Here is a 17,319-nt window from a genome sequence, read left to right as displayed (position 1 = left end):
GGAACCCTTCGCCACCTTATTGGAGATTTCCATGCAATACAAAGCCCTGGCCGCTGCGCTGATCGCGTCCCTCCCCCTGTTCGCGCAGGCCCAGACCAACGTCACCCTCTACGGCATCATGGACGCCGCGGTCGCCGTCGAGGACACCGACGTGCCGGGCGAAGGCCGCCGTACCGTCATCAACTCGGGCAACCAGTCGAGCAGCCGCCTCGGCTTTCGCGGGACCGAGGAACTGGGGAACGGCCTGAAGGCCATCTTCAACATCGAGGCGGGCGTGTCCATCGACACCGGCGCTGCCGATTCGGCGCTGTTCGGCCGCCGCTCGATCGTCGGCCTGCAGGGCAGCTTCGGCCAGGTGACGGTGGGCCGCGAATACAGCCCGATCGCCTCGGTGGCCGCGGCAACCGACGTCTTCGGCCAGGGCTTCTATGGCAGCAATTTGTCCGCCTTCACCGCCAACCGCCTGACACGCCGCCTGAGCAATTCCGTGAACTTCAAGAGCGCGCCGATGGCCGGTTTCAGCCTGCTGGCCGCGTACTCGGCCGGCGAGCGCACGGTCGACCCGTCGGGCGACCTGATGGGCGTGGCGCTGGAATACGCGAACGGCCCCTTCTACGCGGGCGCCGGCTACCACCGCCTCGAGCGCCTGGCGGTCGAGGACGACAAGGAAATGGCCTTCGGCGCGGGCGTCAAGATCGGCGACATCGACCTGAAGGCCAACTACCTGTCGGCCGACCAGGCCGGCGCCAGCAACAAGTTCGAGCAGGTCAACCTGGGCGCGGCTTATACGATGGGCTCGAACAAGTTCTTCGTGAACCTGCAGCGCAACCAGGTCGAGACCGCGCGCGGCGATGCCAAGGGCAATGCCTGGGCGCTTGCCTACACCTACGCACTGTCGAAACGCACCAACGTGTACACCACCTACGGTTCGATGCGCAACAATGGGTTGGCCAGCTTCGGGTTGAATTCGTCATCGACCAGTGTGACGCCGACCACGACCGGGGCGACACCGGTGACGGTGGCGGGGGCGGATCCGAGCGTGTTCACGCTGGGGGTACGCCACTCGTTCTGATTGGTTGCCTGAAATGAAAAACGCGCGTGAAACCACGCGCGTTTTTTTTGGCCACGGATGTTGAGATGGGCGTAGGGTGGGCTCTCGAGCCCACGCGGTTGAACCCATGCATGGTGCGCAGAGTGCGCTCGCCACGGCGGCTTTTCCAAGAGCCGACTCGACTCTCATCCGTCGGACCGCGTGGGCTCGAGAGCCCACCCTACAAAGATCTGCAGCTAGCGAATCACTTCAACCTGCACGTCAAAATCCAGAAAAACTCCACCCGTTCGATCTTGATCTCCTTGCCGGCAGCACCGAGCCGCTTGCGCAGCGCGCTGTCGGACTGGTAGCTCTTGGGCAGCTCGAAACGTTCACCTTCGGGCGCGGTGACGATCTGGTAAGTCGTGCCCTCGGCATCGGTACGGGCGATCGTTTCGCTGAAGCCTTCGACGAACGAATCGTCCAAAATTACCAGCAACACGTCCTTGCCCAGCCGCTTCTTGAGGGTGGCCAGCAGCTTTTCCTGCTCGCCCTTGTTCAGGTGCGACCACAGGAAGCTGACCAGCACCGCGGTGAACTTGCCGATATCTTCCGGCAGGTCGAGCGCATCGGCCACGCGGAAGCCCACTTTCCCTTCCGGCATCTCACGCGAACGCGCGATATCGACCAGGTTGGCATTGATGTCCACCGCCAGCACCGACTCGGCCGCTTCGGCCACGACCTCGGTCCAGAAACCGGCGCCGCAGCCGAGCTCGAGCACCTTGTGCCCCGCCAGCAGGCTGGCCAGGTGGATGCTCATGTCGTCGATGTCTTCGTCCATGTCCGGCTCGAGGTATTTGTCCTCGAGGGCTTCGCCCAGCAGGGCATAGTATTGTGCGACTTGTTGATTGCTCATGTTTTCTCTTACAGCTCGTAGTTTTCGCCGCCGCGCATGGCGGCCTCGACCATCTTGCGGTTCAGCACGGGTGCCAGCAGCTCGATGAAAGTATAGATATAGCTGCGCAGGTAGGCGCCCTGCTTCACGGCCACGCGCGAGACGTTCATGCCGAACAGGTGACCCACGGGAATGGCGCGCAGGTTGCGGTCGCGTTCGGCATCGAAGGCCATGCCGGCGATGATGCCCACGCCCATGCCCAGCTCCACATAGGTCTTGATGACGTCGGCGTCGATGGCTTCCAGCAGCACGTCGGGCTTCAGTTCGCGCAGGGAAAACGCATGATCGATCTTGCTGCGTCCGGCAAAGGCCGCGTCGTAGGTGATCAGCGGGTAAGTCGCGATTTCTTCCAGCGACACGGCTTTCGAACGCAGCAACTCGTGTTCCGGCGGCACCACCAGCACGTGCTCCCACTGATAGCAGGGCAAGGTGATCAGGCCGTCGACGGCGGCAATCGACTCGGTGGCGATCGCCAGGTCAGCCTGGCCGTTTTTCACCATGTCAGCGATCTGCTTTGGATTACCTTGAAGCAGGGACAGGCGCACTTTCGGGAACTTGCCCATGAAGGCCTGCACCACTTTCGGCAGCATGTAGCGCGCCTGGGTATGCGTGGTGGCAATCGTGAAGCTGCCGCTATCGTGGGCGGCGTATTCCTTGCCGATGCGTTTCAGGCTGTCGATTTCCTGCATGATCAGCTCGACCGAGGCCAGTACCAGCCGCCCGGGCTCGGTCAGGCCGCGGATGCGCTTGCCATGGCGGGTGAAGATGTCGACGCCGAGCTCTTCCTCGAGCTCGATGATGGCTTTCGACACGCCCGGCTGCGAGGTGAACAGGGCCTTGGCGGCATCGGTCAGGTTGTAGTTCTGGCGCACGGCTTCGCGCACGAAACGCAGTTGGTGAAGGTTCATTCCTGTTGTTATGTGTGATGGTAGATAGCCAAGGCGTATTTTATGCGATTGCTTATGCCCTTACCGTATATAAGCAAATAAATTGTCAGTCGTTTGGAATAAAGCTGTGCGGGCTTACCATTCAGGCTAGCTTACCGGGCCCTTCAGCCCGACTATCCCGGGATTAATTTATGTACCGCTACGACCAATACGACCATCTCATCATCCGCGAGCGCATTGCGCAGTACCGCGACCAGGTGGCACGCCGCCTGAACGACGAGTTGACCGAAGAAGAGTTCCTGCCGCTGCGCCTGCAGAACGGCCTGTACATGCAGCGCCACGCCTACATGCTGCGCGTTGCCGTGCCCTACGGCCTGCTGTCGTCGAAGCAGATGCGCATGTTCGCCCACATCGCGCGCAAGTACGACCGCGGCTACGGCCACTTCACCACGCGCCAGAACATCCAGTACAACTGGATCGAGCTGGAACAGACCCCGGACATCCTGACCGACCTGGCGTCCGTCGAAATGCACGCGATCCAAACGTCGGGCAATTGCATCCGCAACATTACCACCGACGAGTTCGCCGGTGTCGCGGCTGACGAGCTGATGGATCCGCGCCCCTTCGCCGAGATCCTGCGCCAGTGGAGCACTTTCCACCCCGAATTCATCGCCCTGCCGCGTAAATTCAAGGTGGCGATCAATGGCGCCGTGGAAGACCGCGCCGCCATCGCCATCCACGACATCGGCCTGACCCTGGTGAAGAACGAAGCGGGCGAAGTCGGCTTCAAGTTCATGGCCGGCGGCGGCATGGGCCGTACGCCGATCCTGGGCAGCGTGATCCGCGACTTTTTGCCCTGGCAACACCTGCTGACCTATACCGAAGCCGTGATGCGCGTGTACAACTCGTACGGCCGCCGCGACAACAAGTACAAGGCCCGCATCAAGATCCTGCTGAAATCCCTGGGCGTGGAGGAATTCGCGCGCATGGTCGAAGAAGAGTGGCAAGACCTGAAGGATGGTCCGGAAACCCTGACCCAGGAAGAATACGACCGCGTCGCGGCCTATTTCGAGGCCCCGGCCTACGAGACCCTGCCCGCGATCGACCCGCTGGCCGCTCAGCCTGAGAACAAGGCTTTCGCCAACTGGCTGAGCCGCAACGTCAAGCCGCACAAGGTACCGGGCTATGCGTCGGTCGTGCTGTCGCTGAAGAAAACCGGCGTGCCGCCGGGCGATGCCACCGCCGAGCAGATGGATTTCGTGGCCGATCTCGCCGACAAGTACAGCTTCGGCGAACTGCGCGTGACCCACGAACAGAACCTGGTGCTGGCGGATGTGAAGCAGCTTGATCTGTTCGCGGTCTGGCAGCTGGCCAAGTCGAAGGGCCTGGCGACGCCGAACATTGGCCTCCTGACGGACATCATTTCCTGCCCGGGCGGCGACTTCTGCTCGCTGGCGAACGCGAAATCGATCCCGATCGCGGCCGCCATTGCGGAGCGTTTCGACGACCTCGACTTCCAGCACGACATCGGCGAGATCGAACTGAACATCTCGGGCTGCATCAACGCCTGCGGCCACCACCACGTCGGGTCGATTGGCGTGCTGGGCGTCGACAAGGACGGCAGCGAGTGGTACCAGGTGTCGATTGGCGGCGCCCAGGGCAACAACTCGGCGATCGGCAAGATCATCGGCCCCTCGTTCTCGGCGCACCAGATGCCGGAAGTGATCGACCGCCTCCTGAACGTGTATGTGCAGAACCGTTTCGAAGGCGAGCGTTTCGCCGAAACGGCGCAGCGCCTGGGCATTACGCCATTCAAGGAACACGTGTATGCGACGCCGATTTCAAAAGGCGAACTTGTTGGGGAAGACCATGCTTGAAGTAGTGCACTCACACATCATCCGCGGCCGTGAAGTCGTGGCCGACGACTGGCGCGTGCTGCGCCTGGAAGAGGGAGAGGCCGCCGGGAGCGTCACCATCCCTGAAGGCAAGGTCATCGTGCCCTTGACGGTCTGGCTGGCGCAGAAAGAGACGCTCTCGCAACGCGCCGAACTGGGCGTGTGGCTGGCCGCCGACGAGCGTTTCGAAATGCTCAAGGGCGAGGCCGAGCGCTTCGCCGTCATCGGCGTGGACTTCCCGAAGTTTTCCGATGGCCGCGGCTACTCGATCGCCTACAACCTGCGCAAGCGCCTGGGCTATACGGGCGAACTGCGTGCGATCGGCGACGTGCTGCGCGACCAGCTGTTCTCGATGTCGCGGGTGGGCTTCAACGCTTACGCCCCGCGCAAGGACCGTTCGATCCATGACGCGCTGAAAGGCCTGACCGTGTTCTCGGAAACCTACCAGGCGTCGGTCGACCAGCCGCTGCCGCTGTTCCGCCGCAAGGAACGCGACATCCCGCCGGAACACGCCGACATTGGCGCCGGCATTTAAGGACGCATTGGATACCTTATGAGCGCCCTCGCCCACCGCGTCGCAGAAACCCAGGCGATCCTGGCACGCATCGCGGCCGACCATTCGCCCGCCGTGTTCGCCTCCAGCCTGGCGGCGGAAGACATGGTGCTGACCGACCTGATCCTGAAAGCGAAGCTGCCGATCGGCATCTTCTCGCTGGAGACCGGCCGCCTGCACAAGGAAACCCTGGCGGTGCTCGATGCCGTCAAGGCGAAGTATGGCTATGAGATCGCGCTGTTCCGCCCGGAGACGGAAGCGGTGGACGCCTATGTCGCCGCCAACGGCCTGAACGCCTTCTACGACAGCGTCGAGATGCGCCGTGAATGCTGCCGCGTGCGCAAGGTCGAGCCCCTCGGCCGTGCGCTGCTCGGCAACAAGGCCTGGATTACCGGCCAGCGCCGCGCCCAGTCGTCCACCCGTTCCGACCTGCGCGTCGAGGAAGACGATCCGGCCCACTTCATGACCAAGTTCAATCCGCTGGTGGACTGGACCGAAGAGGAAGTGTGGGAATACATCCGCGCCAACGACGTGCCGTATAACGCCCTGCATGACCGCGGCTACCCCTCGATCGGCTGCGAACCCTGCACCCGCGCGGTCCAGCCGGGCGAGGACGTGCGCGCCGGCCGCTGGTGGTGGGAAAACCCCGAGTCCAAGGAATGCGGCTTGCATGTGGTCGACGGCAAACTGATCCGTATCAAATCCGTGGCCCCCTGAGCCACAGCATGAACACAAGGCAGAACCCATGACGAATCTCCAAGATACGACCGGCATCCTCGCCGACGTCAACGCGCGCCACCTCGACGCCCTCGAATCCGAAGCGATCCACATCCTGCGCGAAGTGGCGGCCGAATGCAGCAATCCGGCCCTGCTGTTCTCGGGCGGCAAGGACTCGGTGGTACTGCTGCGCCTGGCCGAAAAGTCCTTCCGCCCCGGCAAATTCCCCTTCCCGCTGGTGCACATCGACACCGGCCACAATTTCGACGAAGTGATCGCCTTCCGCGATGCACGCGTGCTTGAGCTCGGCGAGCGCCTGATCGTCGGCTCGGTCGAGGACTCGATCAGGAAGGGCACCGTGCGCCTGCGTAACCCGGCCACCGATTCGCGCAACGCGGCCCAGGCCGTGACGCTGCTGGAAACCATCGCCGAACACGGATTCGACGCCTGCATCGGCGGCGCCCGCCGCGACGAGGAAAAGGCCCGCGCCAAGGAGCGCATCTTCTCCTTCCGCGACGAATTCGGCCAGTGGGACCCGAAGGCCCAGCGTCCGGAACTGTGGGACCTGTATAACACCCGCGTCCACCCGGGCGAAAACATGCGCGTGTTCCCGATCTCGAACTGGACGGAACTGGACGTGTGGCAGTACATCGCCCGTGAAAAGCTGGCCCTGCCGCCGATCTATTTCGCCCACGAGCGCCAGGTGATTCCGCGCAATGGCCTGCTGGTGCCATTGACCCCGCTGACCCCGGCGAAGGAAGGCGAGACGGTCGAAACGCAAACGGTCCGCTTCCGCACCGTCGGCGACATCTCCTGCACCTGCCCGGTATCGTCGACCGCCAGCACGGTCGAGGCCATCATCGCCGAAACCGCCGTGACGCAAGTCACCGAGCGCGGCGCGACCAGGATGGATGACCAGACCTCGGAAGCCTCGATGGAAAAACGCAAGAAGCAAGGATATTTCTGATGAACGCCCGCATCGACTCCCCCTACGATAAACTGACCCAACACAGCCTGCTGCGCTTCATCACGGCCGGTTCCGTCGACGACGGCAAGAGCACGCTGATCGGACGCCTGCTCTACGACAGCAAGGGCATCTTCGCCGACCAGCTGGCGGCCGTCTCGCGCTCGAAGCACAAGCGCACCGTCGGCGACACCATCGATTTGTCGCTCCTGACCGACGGCCTGGAAGCCGAGCGCGAACAGGGCATCACGATCGACGTGGCCTACCGCTATTTCGCCACGCCCAAGCGCAAGTTCATCATTGCCGACACCCCGGGCCACGAGCAGTACACCCGCAACATGGTGACCGGCGCCTCGACCGCGGACGCGGTGATCATCCTGGTCGACGTGTCGAAAGTGAAGCTGCGCGAGGATGGCGGCGTGGACTTGCTGATCCAGACCAAGCGCCATTCGACGATCGCCAAGCTGCTGCAGATCGAGCACGTGATCGTGGCCGTCAACAAGATGGACCTGGTGAACTACGACCAGGCCGTCTATGACCGCATCGTCAAGGCTTACGGCGAATTCGCCCAGTCGCTCGGGCTGAAGGACGTGACCGCGATTCCGCTGTCGGCCCTGTCCGGTGATAACGTCGTCGATCGCTCGGCCAGGATGGACTGGTACACCGGCCCGACCCTGATCGAACTGCTGGAAGACATCTCGGTCTACGACGAAGCCCACGATGCGCCCTTCCGTTTCCCGGTGCAGTTAGTGGCCCGCCACAACGGCCATGAGGCCAACGACTTCCGCGGCTACATGGGCCGTATCGAGTCGGGCAGCGTTGCCGTCGGCGACAAGTTGGTGGTCCAGCCTTCCGGCCAGAGCGCAACCGTCAAGGAAATCCTGACCTTCGACGGTTCGCTCGATACGGCCGCCGCCGGCCAGTCGGTGACGCTGCTGCTGAACGAATACCTGGACATCTCGCGCGGCGATACGCTCGCTGGTGCCGATGCGCCGGCAACCTTGCTCAAGCAGGTGGTGGCGGACGTGTGCTGGATGTCGGACGAGCCGCTCGATGCGCGCCGCAAGTACTGGATCAAGCACGGCACGCGCCAGACGGCGGCCAAGGTGACCAGGGTCGACACGCTGCTGGATATCAACACCCAGCAACGCCACCCTGCGGACGGCCTGAAGCTGAACGACATCGCGCGCATCGGTTTGAGCGTGCAGCAGCCGCTGGCGGCCGACGCCTATGCCGACATCCGCGCTACAGGCGCATTCATCCTGATCGATGAAGTGACGCACCAGACCGTTGCCGCGGGTATGATTCGTTTAGGCGAATAACAGGAGCGGTGCATGGCGGGGATGGGCAAGGTCTACCTGATTGGCGCCGGCCCTGGCGCTGCCGACTTGATCACGGTGCGCGGCGCGCGGCTGCTGGCCCAGGCCGACGTCGTGCTCTACGACGCACTGGTCACCCCCGAGATGCTGGAACTGTGTTCACAGGCCACGCTCATTTCGGTGGGCAAACGTTCCGGCCAGCGCTCAACGGCCCAGGAAGCGATCAACCGCCTGCTGGTCGATTGCGCCAGCGAGTACCGTCTTGTCGTGCGCCTGAAGGGCGGCGACCCGATGCTGTTCGGCCGCGCCGACGAGGAATTGCGCGCGCTGGAGAGCGAAGGCATCGAGGTCGAGATCGTCCCCGGGATCACCACCGCGGTCGCGGCGGCGGCCGTCACCAAGGCGCCGCTGACACGGCGCGGCGTCGCCCGCAGCGTCGCCTTCTTCACCTCCAGCACCGCCCCCGACCAGCCGGAACACCCGGCTCTGCCCCATACCGACACCCTGATCCAGTACATGGGCGGCCGCGAAGCCGCCGCCACCGCCGAACGCCTGCTGGCCCGGGGCCGCAGCGCCGATACGCCCGTGGTGGTGGTGGAAAACTGCAGCCGCCATGACGAGCGCATCGAGCGCCTCACCCTGACGGACCTGGCACGGGGCCTGGGCACGGCCCATGGCCCGGTGCTGGTGATGATCGGCGAAGCCCTGCGCCTGCGCGAACACCAGACCCAGGGTCGGCAAAGCTCCGCAGCGGGAGCTTTGCCGACCCGGGGATAGTTGATGGTGGCGGGCACGCCAGCCGCCCTTGTTCGCCGCTCGTTACGGCATCGTTCCGGATGAAGTCACTGCAAACCGTCCCCGCGTCGGCGCGCCGCCAGGCGCGCCCAGCCTAGGCCCGGTCGTATTCCTCGATTTCCTGCACCAGGCGTTCGGCCGCGGCCTGGGTTTCGGATGCGATACGGTTCAACTGCGCGATCGCCGTTTCCAGGCGCGCGCCGGCGCGTCCATGGCACTCGCGCACATGCCACAGCGCCAGGTCGCGGCGCATGCCGCCCAGGTCTTCGCGCAATTCGCCCAGCATGCGCCGCAGGCTGCGGTCGGCGTCGACCAGGCCGGGGATCGCCCGTGCATGCAGGCGCCCGGACAAGCGGCCGATCTTCACGCCCATCGCGGCGATGCGGCGGGCGGTGGCATCGATGCGGCGCGCACAGCGCGTTTGCGCGAACAGCCCGCCAGGCAGCCGCAGGCCATCGAGAAAATCTGCCTCGCCCGAGCCGAAGCGGCGCAGCGTGGCAACGATGTGCTTGAGGATGGCTGGGAGCATGTGCGACCCTGTTGGTTGGGAAGGCGGACGCGGACGAAAGTGCTCGAGAAGTGTGGGCGGATTACCGGGCACTGTCAAACCCGCACACGGTCCTGATGCATGAGCAAGAACAAGGTGCGCGCGGTTCGTTGCCGCCGCGGCGCAGTTTGCGCAGCTTCGGGACTCGGCGTCGGCACGGGGCGACGCATGCCCGTGCCCTCCGCATTTGAGGGCCGTCAGCGAAAAGCGCAGGAGTCGGGTAAGCTCTTTCGTCATGTGCTTTCGACATCGCCAGGCGGCGCGGCCTGCGCGCCCCTGCGACTGCGATTGCGATTGCGATTGCAACCTGTTTATCCTACCTGGGAGATCCACATGAGCGACCAAGCCGACTACGTTCCGCCCGCAGTCTGGGTACCACCCGCCTCGTCAGGCGGCACCTTCGCCAACATCAACCGTCCGGTCGCCGGCGCCACCCACGAAGCGGAACTTCCGGTCGGCAAGCATCCGCTGCAGCTGTACTCGCTGGCGACGCCGAATGGCGTGAAAGTGACGATCATGCTCGAGGAATTGCTGGCAGCCGGCCATACCGGTGCCGAGTACGATGCCTGGCTGATTCGCATCAACGAAGGTGCCCAGTTCTCGAGCGGCTTCGTCGAGGTGAATCCGAATTCGAAGATTCCGGCCCTGCTCGACCGCAGCGGCGAGACGCCCGTGCGCGTGTTCGAATCGGGCTCGATCCTGATGTATCTGGCGGAGAAATTCGGCGCCTTCCTGCCAACGAGCGCGCCGGCGCGCACGGAGACGCTGAACTGGCTGTTCTGGCAGATGGGCTCGGCACCTTTCCTGGGCGGCGGCTTCGGCCACTTCTATGCCTATGCGCCGGAAAAATATGAATACGCGATCAACCGCTATGCGATGGAATCGAAGCGCCAGCTCGACGTGCTGAACCGCCAGCTGGCCACGCAGCGCTTTGTTGCCGGCGACGAGTACACGATTGCCGACATGGCGATCTGGCCCTGGTACGGCGGCATGGTACGCGGGGAACTGTACCAGGCAGGCGAATTCCTCTCGGTGCACGAATACGAGCACGTGCGGCGCTGGGCCGACGAAGTGTTCGCGCGGCCGGCGGTGCAGCGTGGACGGCGTGTGAATCGGGTGTTCGGCAATCCTGAGGAGCAGCTGGCCGAGCGCCATGATGCGTCGGATCTGGATTGAGGTGTTGACCTGACCGCAGGGTGGGTTGAATGAGGCCGGGAGCCTCGTTCACCCCTCTCTACCCGAGCGAGCGCACGCAATAATCGGTCATCGCCGCCAGCACGCCGGGGTCTTCCCCGACGGCACCCGCCACGCTCAGGCGCAAGCCCGGATGCGCCGTGCGCAAGCCCTCGGCCAGCAGCGGCAGGTCGCGCAGCAAATGTCCGCCCTGTCCCGTGAAGACCGGCACGATCGTTACGTCCTCGATCCCCTCCGCCATGATCGCGGCAACCGCGTCTGGCAGGCGCGGCTCCATCAGTTCGAGAAACGCCAGCGTGACGGCGCAATCGGGCAGGCGTGCGCGTCAGGTCGCGCAGGCGCTCGAAGGGCGCGGCCCGGGAGGCGCGGCGCGCGCGCCGTGCGCGAACAGGGACCAGGGCGCGCTTGGGCAAAGCGTCCATCAATGCCGCTCCACCCAGCGCAGCGCCAGGATCGCCATCAGCAGGAACAGCAGGCTTGGCGCCACCGCCGTGAGGAAGGCCGGCCAGGTCGAGAGCATGCCGAGGTGCGAAAACAGCGAATTGATCAGGATGTAAGAAACGCCAATCATGATGCCGATGAAGATTTTCAGGCTGACGCCGCCGCTGCGGGTGTGCAGGTAGGCGAAGGGCAGCGCCAGCGCCATCAGCACGAAGATCGCCAGCGGACCCACGATCTTCTTCCAGAACGCGATGCGGAAACGCTCGCTCTCCTGGCGGTTCTCGGCCAGGTGGCGCGTGTACACGGCCAGTTCGTTGGCCGACATGCGCTCGGGGTCGCGCCGCGACACCTGCAGGATCTTCGGGGTGATTTCCGATACCAGGTCCATGCTGGCCAGCTTGCGCGTGGCGACCGCACTGGTGTCCTGGCCAAAGCTGCTCTGGATGGTCTGTCCTTGCGCGAGCGGCGCGCCCGGCTCGGGCAGCGTGCGGCTGTTCGAGAACAGGGTCTCCGTCACGTCCTGCAGGCGCCAGGTGCCGTTGCCGCTGAAGCTCGCGCTTTTCGCGGTGATGATCGCGCGCATGCGCATCGAATTGTCGAACTCGTAGAGGCGCACGTCCAGCAACTGGCCATCCGGCCGGATCTGGCGCGCATTGAAGAAGCGCGAGCCGACGACGGCGCCGCGCCCTCCCTCCTTGACGTCCGCATGCACGTTATCCTTGGTCCACATCCCCGAGCGGAACTCGGAGGCGAGCGTCGCCCCCTTGGCCGACAGGCGCACCCGTTCGGCCAGCGGCGCCGTGCGCGGCGTGATCAGTTCGCCGAAGATGAAGGTGATCACGACGAACACGATGCCGATCTTGAACAGCATCCAGCCGGCCATGCGCGTCGACATCGACGAGGCGCGCATGATGGTGAACTCGGAGCTTTGCGCGAACTGCGCCATCGCGTAGATGGTGCCGATCAGCGCGGCAACGGGCATGACTTCGTAGACGTGACCGGGAATCATCAGCGCCACGTACAGCAGCGCGTGCTGGAAGGTGTAGGCGCCCTTGCCTACCGAGGGCAGCTCGCTGGTGAGGTCCATGAAGGAGATCAGGCCGAGGAAGGCCACCAGCACGAACACCACGGCCTGCGAGATGTTGATCGCAAAATAGCGCTGCAGGACCTTCATGGCGCCACCGCCTTTCCTGCCGTCTTGCCCAGCAGGCGACGGCGTTTCCAGGCGCTGAACAGCACCAGCGGGTGGTAATGGTGATTCACGTTCAGGCGCCAGGCAAACAGGGCCAGCACGATCAGCGCAACGAACAGGTGCAGCGGCCACCAGGCCACGGCGAAGTCGATCTTGCCCTGCTTGACGCTCGCTTCCACCATCTTCACGAGGTTGTTATAGGTGAAGAAGATCAGCAGCGCGAGAATCAGGTTGGCCGAGCTGCCGGCGCGCGGATTCACAAAACCCAGCGGAATGGCCAGCAGCACCAGCAGCAGGCAGACGATCGGCGCCGAGATGCGCGACAGGAGCTCGGAACGCGTGTACTGGTTCTTCACCGCCAGCAGCGCCGGCATCGACAGCGCATCGAGCGGCACGTCGGCACCCAGCACGGGCACCTTCGTGGCCACGCGCATGCTGTAGCGCTCGAACTCCATCGACTGGAAATCGGCCTGGCCCGGCACGCCCTGGTAGCGGCGGCCGTTCTTGAGCACCAGGTACTGTCCGCCCTTGCCGTCCGACTCCACCACGCCTTCGCGCGCGACGACGATCGAATTGCTGTTGTTCGCTCCCGCGGTGCTGACGAACACGTTCTTGACCACGGTCGACCCGTTGGTGCTGCCCTCGACGAAGAAGACGCGGTCGCTCGATGAGGACTCGCGGAACTGGCCGGGTGCGACGCGTTTCAGGTCTTCGCGCTTCTCGAAGCGCTGGATGAATTCCGCGCTCTTCATCTTGGCCCAGGGCGCAACCACCAGCGACAGCGCGCTCACGAGCAGCACCAGCGGCAGGCCGAACACGAGCACCGGGCGGATCCAGGCCAGCAGCGACTGGCCCGAGGCGAACCAGACGACCATCTCGGAATCGCGGTAGCTGCGCGTGATGGCGACGAGCACGGAAATAAAGCTGGTGAGGATCAGGACAGTTGGCAGATAATTCAGTGATTGGAATGCAATCAATGCCACCACGTCGCTGGACGCGACCCTGCCTCCCGCGGCCCTGCCCAGGATGGCGATCAGGGTCCAGGTGACGCACACCGTGAACAAGACCGTGAAGGTTGCCCCGGCTGCGCTGGCCAGTTCACGATGCAAAGCGCGTTGGAAAATCATTCGATAGTTATAATTGCAGGTTGAGCTGGGGTGCACACATCGCGTGCACGCTGCGCGCACAATGCACGCATAAAACGAAACGGAGAATCAAATGGACTTTAGCATAAAAGCATTCGACGCAAAAAACACCCTGACCGCAGCCAAGACCGGCTGCCTGGCAGTGGCGGTGTTCGAAAACAAGAAACTGTCGCAGGCTGCAAAAGCCCTCGATCAAACCGGCGAGATCACCGCGGCACTGAAGTCGGGCGACATCTCCGGCAAGCCTGGCTCGACCCTGCTGCTGCGTGGCGTGGCCGGCGTGGCTGCGGCGCGCGTGCTGCTGGTCGGGATGGGCGCCGATGAGGCGGTAAGCGAAAAGTCCTTTACTTCCGCGGTCAACGCCACGCTCAAGGCGTTCGCGTCGCTGGGTGCGGCAGATGCCATTATCGCATTTCCGATGACGGAAGTGAAAGAGCGTGAACCCGAGTGGGCGCTGCGCAGCATTGTGCTGGCCGCCACCGAAGGCGAGTTCCGCACCGACGCGCAAAAGAGCAAGAAGGATCCGGTCTCCACCGGCGTGCGCAAGGTCACCGTGGCGATGCCGCTGGCCGCGCCGCAAACGAAGGCCGCGCTGGCGCAAGCGATCGCGATTGCCAACGGCATGAACCTGACGCGCGAACTGGGCAACCTGTCGCCGAACGTCTGCACCCCGACCTACCTCGCCAACGTCGCCCGCAAGCTCGCCGACGACTTCAATTTCGAGATCGAAGTCCTCGAGCGCAAGCAGCTCGAAGCACTGAAGATGGGTTCCTTCCTGGCCGTGGCCAAGGGCAGCGAGGAAGCACCGAAGTTCATCGTCCTCAAGCACATGGGCGGCGGCAGGAAGGACGCGCCCGTGGTCCTGGTCGGCAAGGGCATCACCTTCGATTCCGGCGGCATCTCGATCAAGCCAGGCCCCGGCATGGACGAAATGAAGTACGACATGTGCGGCGCCGGGTCGGTGCTGGGCACCTTCCGCGCCATCGGCGAGATGGGCCTGAAGCTGAACGTGATCGGCATCGTCGCCGCCTGCGAGAACATGCCGTCGGGCCGCGCCACCAAGCCGGGTGACATCGTCACCGCCATGAACGGCCTGACCATCGAAATCCTGAACACCGACGCCGAAGGCCGCCTGATCCTGTGCGACGCCCTCACCTACGCCGAGCGCTTCAAGCCGGCGGCCGTCGTCGACATCGCCACGCTGACCGGCGCCTGCATCGTCTCGCTGGGCCACCACAACAGCGGCCTGTTCACCCGCCACGACGCCGCCCACGACGCCCTGGCCGACGAACTGCTGGACGCCGGCAAGGAAACCGGCGACGGCGCATGGCGCCTGCCGATCGGCGAGATCTACAACGAGCAGCTCAAGTCGAACTTCGCGGACCTGGCCAACATCGGCACGCCTGGCGGCGCCTCGATCACGGCGGCCTGCTTCCTGGAGAACTTCACCCGCAACTACACCTGGGCCCACCTGGATATCGCGGGTACGGCGTGGAAGAGCGGCGCGGCCAAGGGCGCGACCGGGCGTCCGGTGCCGCTGCTGACGACTTTCCTGATGAACCGCGTGTGATTGGTTTGAGCCGGGAATGAAACCGGGCCGCGAAAGCGGCCCGTTTTTTTTGGTGTCACCGTCGGCCCGGCAAGGCGAACAGGGAGAACCGTAGGGTGGACACCTGTGTCCACGCGGTATGGTTCGGCTGCGTATCGAACGCCGAACTCGACTGCAGGTGCTGAACCTGCGTGCCGTCTGCACGGACTTCGGCCAATACCGGAGAACGCGACGGTACCATACCGCGTGGGCTCAAGAGCCCACCCTACGGACGCGAGAAGGCCGCAGCTGAAATATTATTTCAGATGCGGCTCAGCAATGAAATTAAATGTCACGCCACCCAGGCCGGGCAAAGCCGGCCCGCGATGCTAGTCTACCTGCGCGAAGCGCGGCACCTGCTTGCCGTCGACCTCGACGAGCTCGAAGAACACCGCCCTCGGGCGGGCCCAGATCGAGCCGTCGTGTGCGCGGTAGATGATCATCGGCGTCAGGTCGGCCTCGAGCGTGGCCTCGCAGACCAGCTCGTACAGACCGCCCTTGTAGTGACGATACTTGATCAAGCGTGCTCGATTCAGGCCTGCTCGGCCGTGGCCTTCTGCTTCTTCTTCAGGCCCTGGATGACCTTCAGCACGCCTTCCATGCCGGCGCTCTCGTCGAGGTCGCTGAATGCGTCCAGGACTTCGTTGAGCACGCGATTGCGTACCGCTGCTTCGTCCGGCTGGATTGCCTTGACCTCGCCCTCGCCGGCGAATTTCGACGAGGTCTCGCCTGCGGCCTTGGCACCGTGTGCCAATGCTGCCTGCCAGATCACCCAGCGGCGCTGGGTTTCGTAGACGAGGTATTCCTCGGGCTTGTCTTCACGGCGACGAACGATGTGGCCATCGCGTTGGGCCCATGCTTCAAATGCACTGCGCATCTCTGTCCTTTTCATATGGGTACAAATACTCGCTATCGATACAGCAATATTTCACCATAGTACCATTCACCGCAAAAGCCATGCACGCATGAAGCCAATCGTGCGCACCGCGGCGGTGGTAGCGGCACATGCCGCCTGATCGAAATATTACATCGCGAGTTATGCAAATACAACCGGATATTCCCTAAAGGTAATATTTAGGGAATGTGACATGCTACACCGTAACTGTTACTTCTCGCTACCGGTAAATAGAAATTTGTACTCCGGACAATAGATTTTAAACCACAAACTTGTTACGCGATCATTTCTGGTCGCATATATATACAAATCGAATAACAAGATGGAATGCAGGCCGCAAAACTTGCGAAAAGTTGCACGATCTGGCGCCAGCATCGATACTGCGCACCAATGCAACACGCCTGACTCTCCTCTCACGACCGAATATTTACATGAAAATAGCAACCTGGAACGTCAATTCCCTGAAAGTCCGTCTGCCGCACCTGCTGCGCTGGCTGGAAACCAGTCCGGTGGACGTGCTCTGCCTCCAGGAAACGAAGCTCACCGACGATAAATTTCCGCTCGCGGAAATCAACGCGGCCGGTTACCACGTCGCCTTCAGCGGCCAGAAGACCTATAACGGCGTGGCCATCCTGTCGAAGGCGCCGCTCCAGGATGTGGTCCGGAACAACCCGCGGTATCAAGATGAGCAGCAGCGCATCATCGCTGCGACAGTCGAGGGCGTGCGTTTCGTCTGCGCCTACATCCCGAACGGCCAGGCGGTCGACTCGGACAAGTATGTCTACAAGATGGCCTGGCTGGACGCGCTGCATGCGTGGCTGGAGGACGAACTGCGCCAGCACCCGCAACTGGCCCTGCTGGGCGACTACAACATCGCCCCCGAGGACCGCGACGTGCACGACCCGGCCGAATGGGAAGGCAAGATCCACTGCTCCGAGCGCGAGCGCGCGGCCATGACGGCGCTGATTGGCCTGGGCCTGGTGGACGCCTTCCGCCTGTTCGAGCAGCCCGAGAAGCAGTACAGCTGGTGGGACTACCGCATGATGGGTTTCCGCCGCAACCGCGGCCTACGCATCGACCACATCCTGCTCTCGCCCGCCCTGGCCGCGCGCTGCACCGCCTGCGAGATCGACCGCGAACCGCGCAAGTGGGAGCAGCCGTCGGATCACACGCCCGTCATCGCGACGCTCGCCTGATCCCGG

Annotated in this window: 18 protein-coding genes; 10 read left to right on the top strand and 8 right to left on the bottom strand. The window is 63.6% G+C overall.

Translation table 11 applies throughout. From position 1 onward, the window contains the following. Nucleotides 1-31 precede the first annotated feature (31 nt). A complete protein-coding gene (locus tag G4G28_RS08205; RefSeq protein WP_182991570.1) occupies nt 32-1,072 on the top strand; it encodes a porin in 1,041 nt (346 codons plus the stop codon). 223 nt (nt 1,073-1,295) lie between these two features. On the opposite strand, the gene G4G28_RS08200 is transcribed toward G4G28_RS08205, so the two are convergent. Continuing rightward, complete coding sequence (locus tag G4G28_RS08200; RefSeq protein WP_182991569.1) at nt 1,296-1,946, bottom strand: class I SAM-dependent methyltransferase; 651 nt, start codon at nt 1,944-1,946, stop codon at nt 1,296-1,298. A gap of 8 nt (nt 1,947-1,954) precedes the next feature. Then, nucleotides 1,955-2,893, bottom strand: coding sequence for a CysB family HTH-type transcriptional regulator (locus tag G4G28_RS08195; protein WP_182991568.1), 939 nt, complete (start codon nt 2,891-2,893; stop codon nt 1,955-1,957). 170 nt (nt 2,894-3,063) lie between these two features. On the opposite strand from G4G28_RS08195, the gene G4G28_RS08190 reads away from it, so the two are divergent. Genes G4G28_RS08190 through cobA form a run of 6 tightly spaced genes read left to right on the top strand, consistent with a single transcriptional unit; the run spans nt 3,064 to nt 9,097 of the window. Continuing rightward, complete coding sequence (locus tag G4G28_RS08190) at nt 3,064-4,749, top strand: nitrite/sulfite reductase (RefSeq protein ID WP_182991567.1); 1,686 nt, start codon at nt 3,064-3,066, stop codon at nt 4,747-4,749. Then, nucleotides 4,742-5,302 carry a DUF934 domain-containing protein gene (locus G4G28_RS08185; protein ID WP_182991566.1) on the top strand — a complete coding sequence of 187 codons (561 nt, stop codon included), beginning with the start codon at nt 4,742-4,744 and terminating at the stop codon, nt 5,300-5,302. The genes G4G28_RS08190 and G4G28_RS08185 overlap by 8 nt, the downstream gene beginning before the upstream one ends. A gap of 18 nt (nt 5,303-5,320) precedes the next feature. Next, nucleotides 5,321-6,037, top strand: coding sequence for a phosphoadenylyl-sulfate reductase (locus G4G28_RS08180; protein ID WP_182991565.1), 717 nt, complete (start codon nt 5,321-5,323; stop codon nt 6,035-6,037). Between the two features lie 28 nt (nt 6,038-6,065). Next, entirely contained in the window at nt 6,066-7,004 is a 939-nt protein-coding gene (cysD, locus tag G4G28_RS08175; RefSeq protein ID WP_182991564.1) for a sulfate adenylyltransferase subunit CysD, read from the top strand. Continuing rightward, nucleotides 7,004-8,323 (top strand): sulfate adenylyltransferase subunit 1, encoded by a 1,320-nt coding sequence (locus G4G28_RS08170; protein WP_182991563.1) that lies wholly within the window; start codon nt 7,004-7,006, stop codon nt 8,321-8,323. Before cysD ends, G4G28_RS08170 begins: the two co-directional genes overlap by 1 nt. 12 nt (nt 8,324-8,335) lie before the next feature. Beyond that, nucleotides 8,336-9,097, top strand: coding sequence for a uroporphyrinogen-III C-methyltransferase (cobA, locus tag G4G28_RS08165; RefSeq protein WP_183108231.1), 762 nt, complete (start codon nt 8,336-8,338; stop codon nt 9,095-9,097). 112 nt (nt 9,098-9,209) lie between these two features. Here the strand turns inward: cobA and G4G28_RS08160 are convergent, their stop codons facing one another. After that, a complete protein-coding gene (locus G4G28_RS08160) occupies nt 9,210-9,644 on the bottom strand; it encodes a hypothetical protein (protein WP_183108230.1) in 435 nt (144 codons plus the stop codon). A 351-nt stretch (nt 9,645-9,995) separates the two neighbouring features. On the opposite strand from G4G28_RS08160, the gene yghU reads away from it, so the two are divergent. Beyond that, nucleotides 9,996-10,838 (top strand): glutathione-dependent disulfide-bond oxidoreductase, encoded by an 843-nt coding sequence (gene yghU / locus G4G28_RS08155; protein ID WP_182991560.1) that lies wholly within the window; start codon nt 9,996-9,998, stop codon nt 10,836-10,838. A gap of 58 nt (nt 10,839-10,896) precedes the next feature. On the opposite strand, the gene G4G28_RS28065 is transcribed toward yghU, so the two are convergent. The 3 genes from G4G28_RS28065 to lptF all read right to left on the bottom strand — a co-directional run bounded on the left by G4G28_RS28065 (nt 10,897) and on the right by lptF (nt 13,616). Further along, nucleotides 10,897-11,133, bottom strand: coding sequence for a sirohydrochlorin chelatase (locus G4G28_RS28065; protein ID WP_308601965.1), 237 nt, complete (start codon nt 11,131-11,133; stop codon nt 10,897-10,899). Nucleotides 11,134-11,277: 144 nt separating this feature from the next. Further along, complete coding sequence (gene lptG, locus G4G28_RS08145; RefSeq protein ID WP_182991559.1) at nt 11,278-12,471, bottom strand: LPS export ABC transporter permease LptG; 1,194 nt, start codon at nt 12,469-12,471, stop codon at nt 11,278-11,280. After that, complete coding sequence (lptF, locus tag G4G28_RS08140; protein WP_182991558.1) at nt 12,468-13,616, bottom strand: LPS export ABC transporter permease LptF; 1,149 nt, start codon at nt 13,614-13,616, stop codon at nt 12,468-12,470. Before lptF ends, lptG begins: the two co-directional genes overlap by 4 nt. 91 nt (nt 13,617-13,707) lie before the next feature. On the opposite strand from lptF, the gene G4G28_RS08135 reads away from it, so the two are divergent. Then, nucleotides 13,708-15,204 carry a leucyl aminopeptidase gene (locus tag G4G28_RS08135; protein ID WP_182991557.1) on the top strand — a complete coding sequence of 499 codons (1,497 nt, stop codon included), beginning with the start codon at nt 13,708-13,710 and terminating at the stop codon, nt 15,202-15,204. A 347-nt stretch (nt 15,205-15,551) separates the two neighbouring features. On the opposite strand, the gene G4G28_RS08130 is transcribed toward G4G28_RS08135, so the two are convergent. Both G4G28_RS08130 and G4G28_RS08125 read right to left on the bottom strand, forming a co-directional pair. Then, entirely contained in the window at nt 15,552-15,743 is a 192-nt protein-coding gene (locus tag G4G28_RS08130; protein WP_182991556.1) for a DUF1653 domain-containing protein, read from the bottom strand. Between the two features lie 11 nt (nt 15,744-15,754). Continuing rightward, a complete protein-coding gene (locus G4G28_RS08125) occupies nt 15,755-16,099 on the bottom strand; it encodes a hypothetical protein (RefSeq protein ID WP_182991555.1) in 345 nt (114 codons plus the stop codon). A 449-nt stretch (nt 16,100-16,548) separates the two neighbouring features. On the opposite strand from G4G28_RS08125, the gene xth reads away from it, so the two are divergent. After that, nucleotides 16,549-17,313, top strand: a complete 765-nt coding sequence (gene xth / locus G4G28_RS08120) for an exodeoxyribonuclease III (RefSeq protein ID WP_182991554.1) — start codon at nt 16,549-16,551, stop codon at nt 17,311-17,313. Nucleotides 17,314-17,319 lie beyond the last annotated feature (6 nt).

The sequence above is a fragment of the Massilia sp. Dwa41.01b genome (assembly GCF_014171775.1).
Lineage (GTDB): Bacteria > Pseudomonadota > Gammaproteobacteria > Burkholderiales > Burkholderiaceae_D > Telluria.
Note: the sequence above shows the minus strand (reverse complement) of the source record. Positions and strands in the feature narration are given on the sequence as shown.

What these genes read in the sequence shown, in the direction of transcription:
- G4G28_RS08125 (WP_182991555.1), bottom strand. Translation starts at nt 16,099, where the DNA reads ATGCGCAGTGCATTTGAAGCATGGGCCCAACGCGATGGCCACATCGTT.
- lptF (WP_182991558.1), bottom strand. Translation starts at nt 13,616, where the DNA reads ATGATTTTCCAACGCGCTTTGCATCGTGAACTGGCCAGCGCAGCCGGG.
- G4G28_RS08135 (WP_182991557.1), top strand. Translation starts at nt 13,708, where the DNA reads ATGGACTTTAGCATAAAAGCATTCGACGCAAAAAACACCCTGACCGCA.
- yghU (WP_182991560.1), top strand. Translation starts at nt 9,996, where the DNA reads ATGAGCGACCAAGCCGACTACGTTCCGCCCGCAGTCTGGGTACCACCC.
- lptG (WP_182991559.1), bottom strand. Translation starts at nt 12,471, where the DNA reads ATGAAGGTCCTGCAGCGCTATTTTGCGATCAACATCTCGCAGGCCGTG.
- cobA (WP_183108231.1), top strand. Translation starts at nt 8,336, where the DNA reads ATGGCGGGGATGGGCAAGGTCTACCTGATTGGCGCCGGCCCTGGCGCT.
- G4G28_RS08190 (WP_182991567.1), top strand. Translation starts at nt 3,064, where the DNA reads ATGTACCGCTACGACCAATACGACCATCTCATCATCCGCGAGCGCATT.
- G4G28_RS08160 (WP_183108230.1), bottom strand. Translation starts at nt 9,644, where the DNA reads ATGCTCCCAGCCATCCTCAAGCACATCGTTGCCACGCTGCGCCGCTTC.
- cysD (WP_182991564.1), top strand. Translation starts at nt 6,066, where the DNA reads ATGACGAATCTCCAAGATACGACCGGCATCCTCGCCGACGTCAACGCG.
- G4G28_RS08180 (WP_182991565.1), top strand. Translation starts at nt 5,321, where the DNA reads ATGAGCGCCCTCGCCCACCGCGTCGCAGAAACCCAGGCGATCCTGGCA.
- G4G28_RS08170 (WP_182991563.1), top strand. Translation starts at nt 7,004, where the DNA reads ATGAACGCCCGCATCGACTCCCCCTACGATAAACTGACCCAACACAGC.
- xth (WP_182991554.1), top strand. Translation starts at nt 16,549, where the DNA reads ATGAAAATAGCAACCTGGAACGTCAATTCCCTGAAAGTCCGTCTGCCG.
- G4G28_RS08205 (WP_182991570.1), top strand. Translation starts at nt 32, where the DNA reads ATGCAATACAAAGCCCTGGCCGCTGCGCTGATCGCGTCCCTCCCCCTG.
- G4G28_RS08195 (WP_182991568.1), bottom strand. Translation starts at nt 2,893, where the DNA reads ATGAACCTTCACCAACTGCGTTTCGTGCGCGAAGCCGTGCGCCAGAAC.
- G4G28_RS08200 (WP_182991569.1), bottom strand. Translation starts at nt 1,946, where the DNA reads ATGAGCAATCAACAAGTCGCACAATACTATGCCCTGCTGGGCGAAGCC.
- G4G28_RS28065 (WP_308601965.1), bottom strand. Translation starts at nt 11,133, where the DNA reads ATGGAGCCGCGCCTGCCAGACGCGGTTGCCGCGATCATGGCGGAGGGG.
- G4G28_RS08185 (WP_182991566.1), top strand. Translation starts at nt 4,742, where the DNA reads ATGCTTGAAGTAGTGCACTCACACATCATCCGCGGCCGTGAAGTCGTG.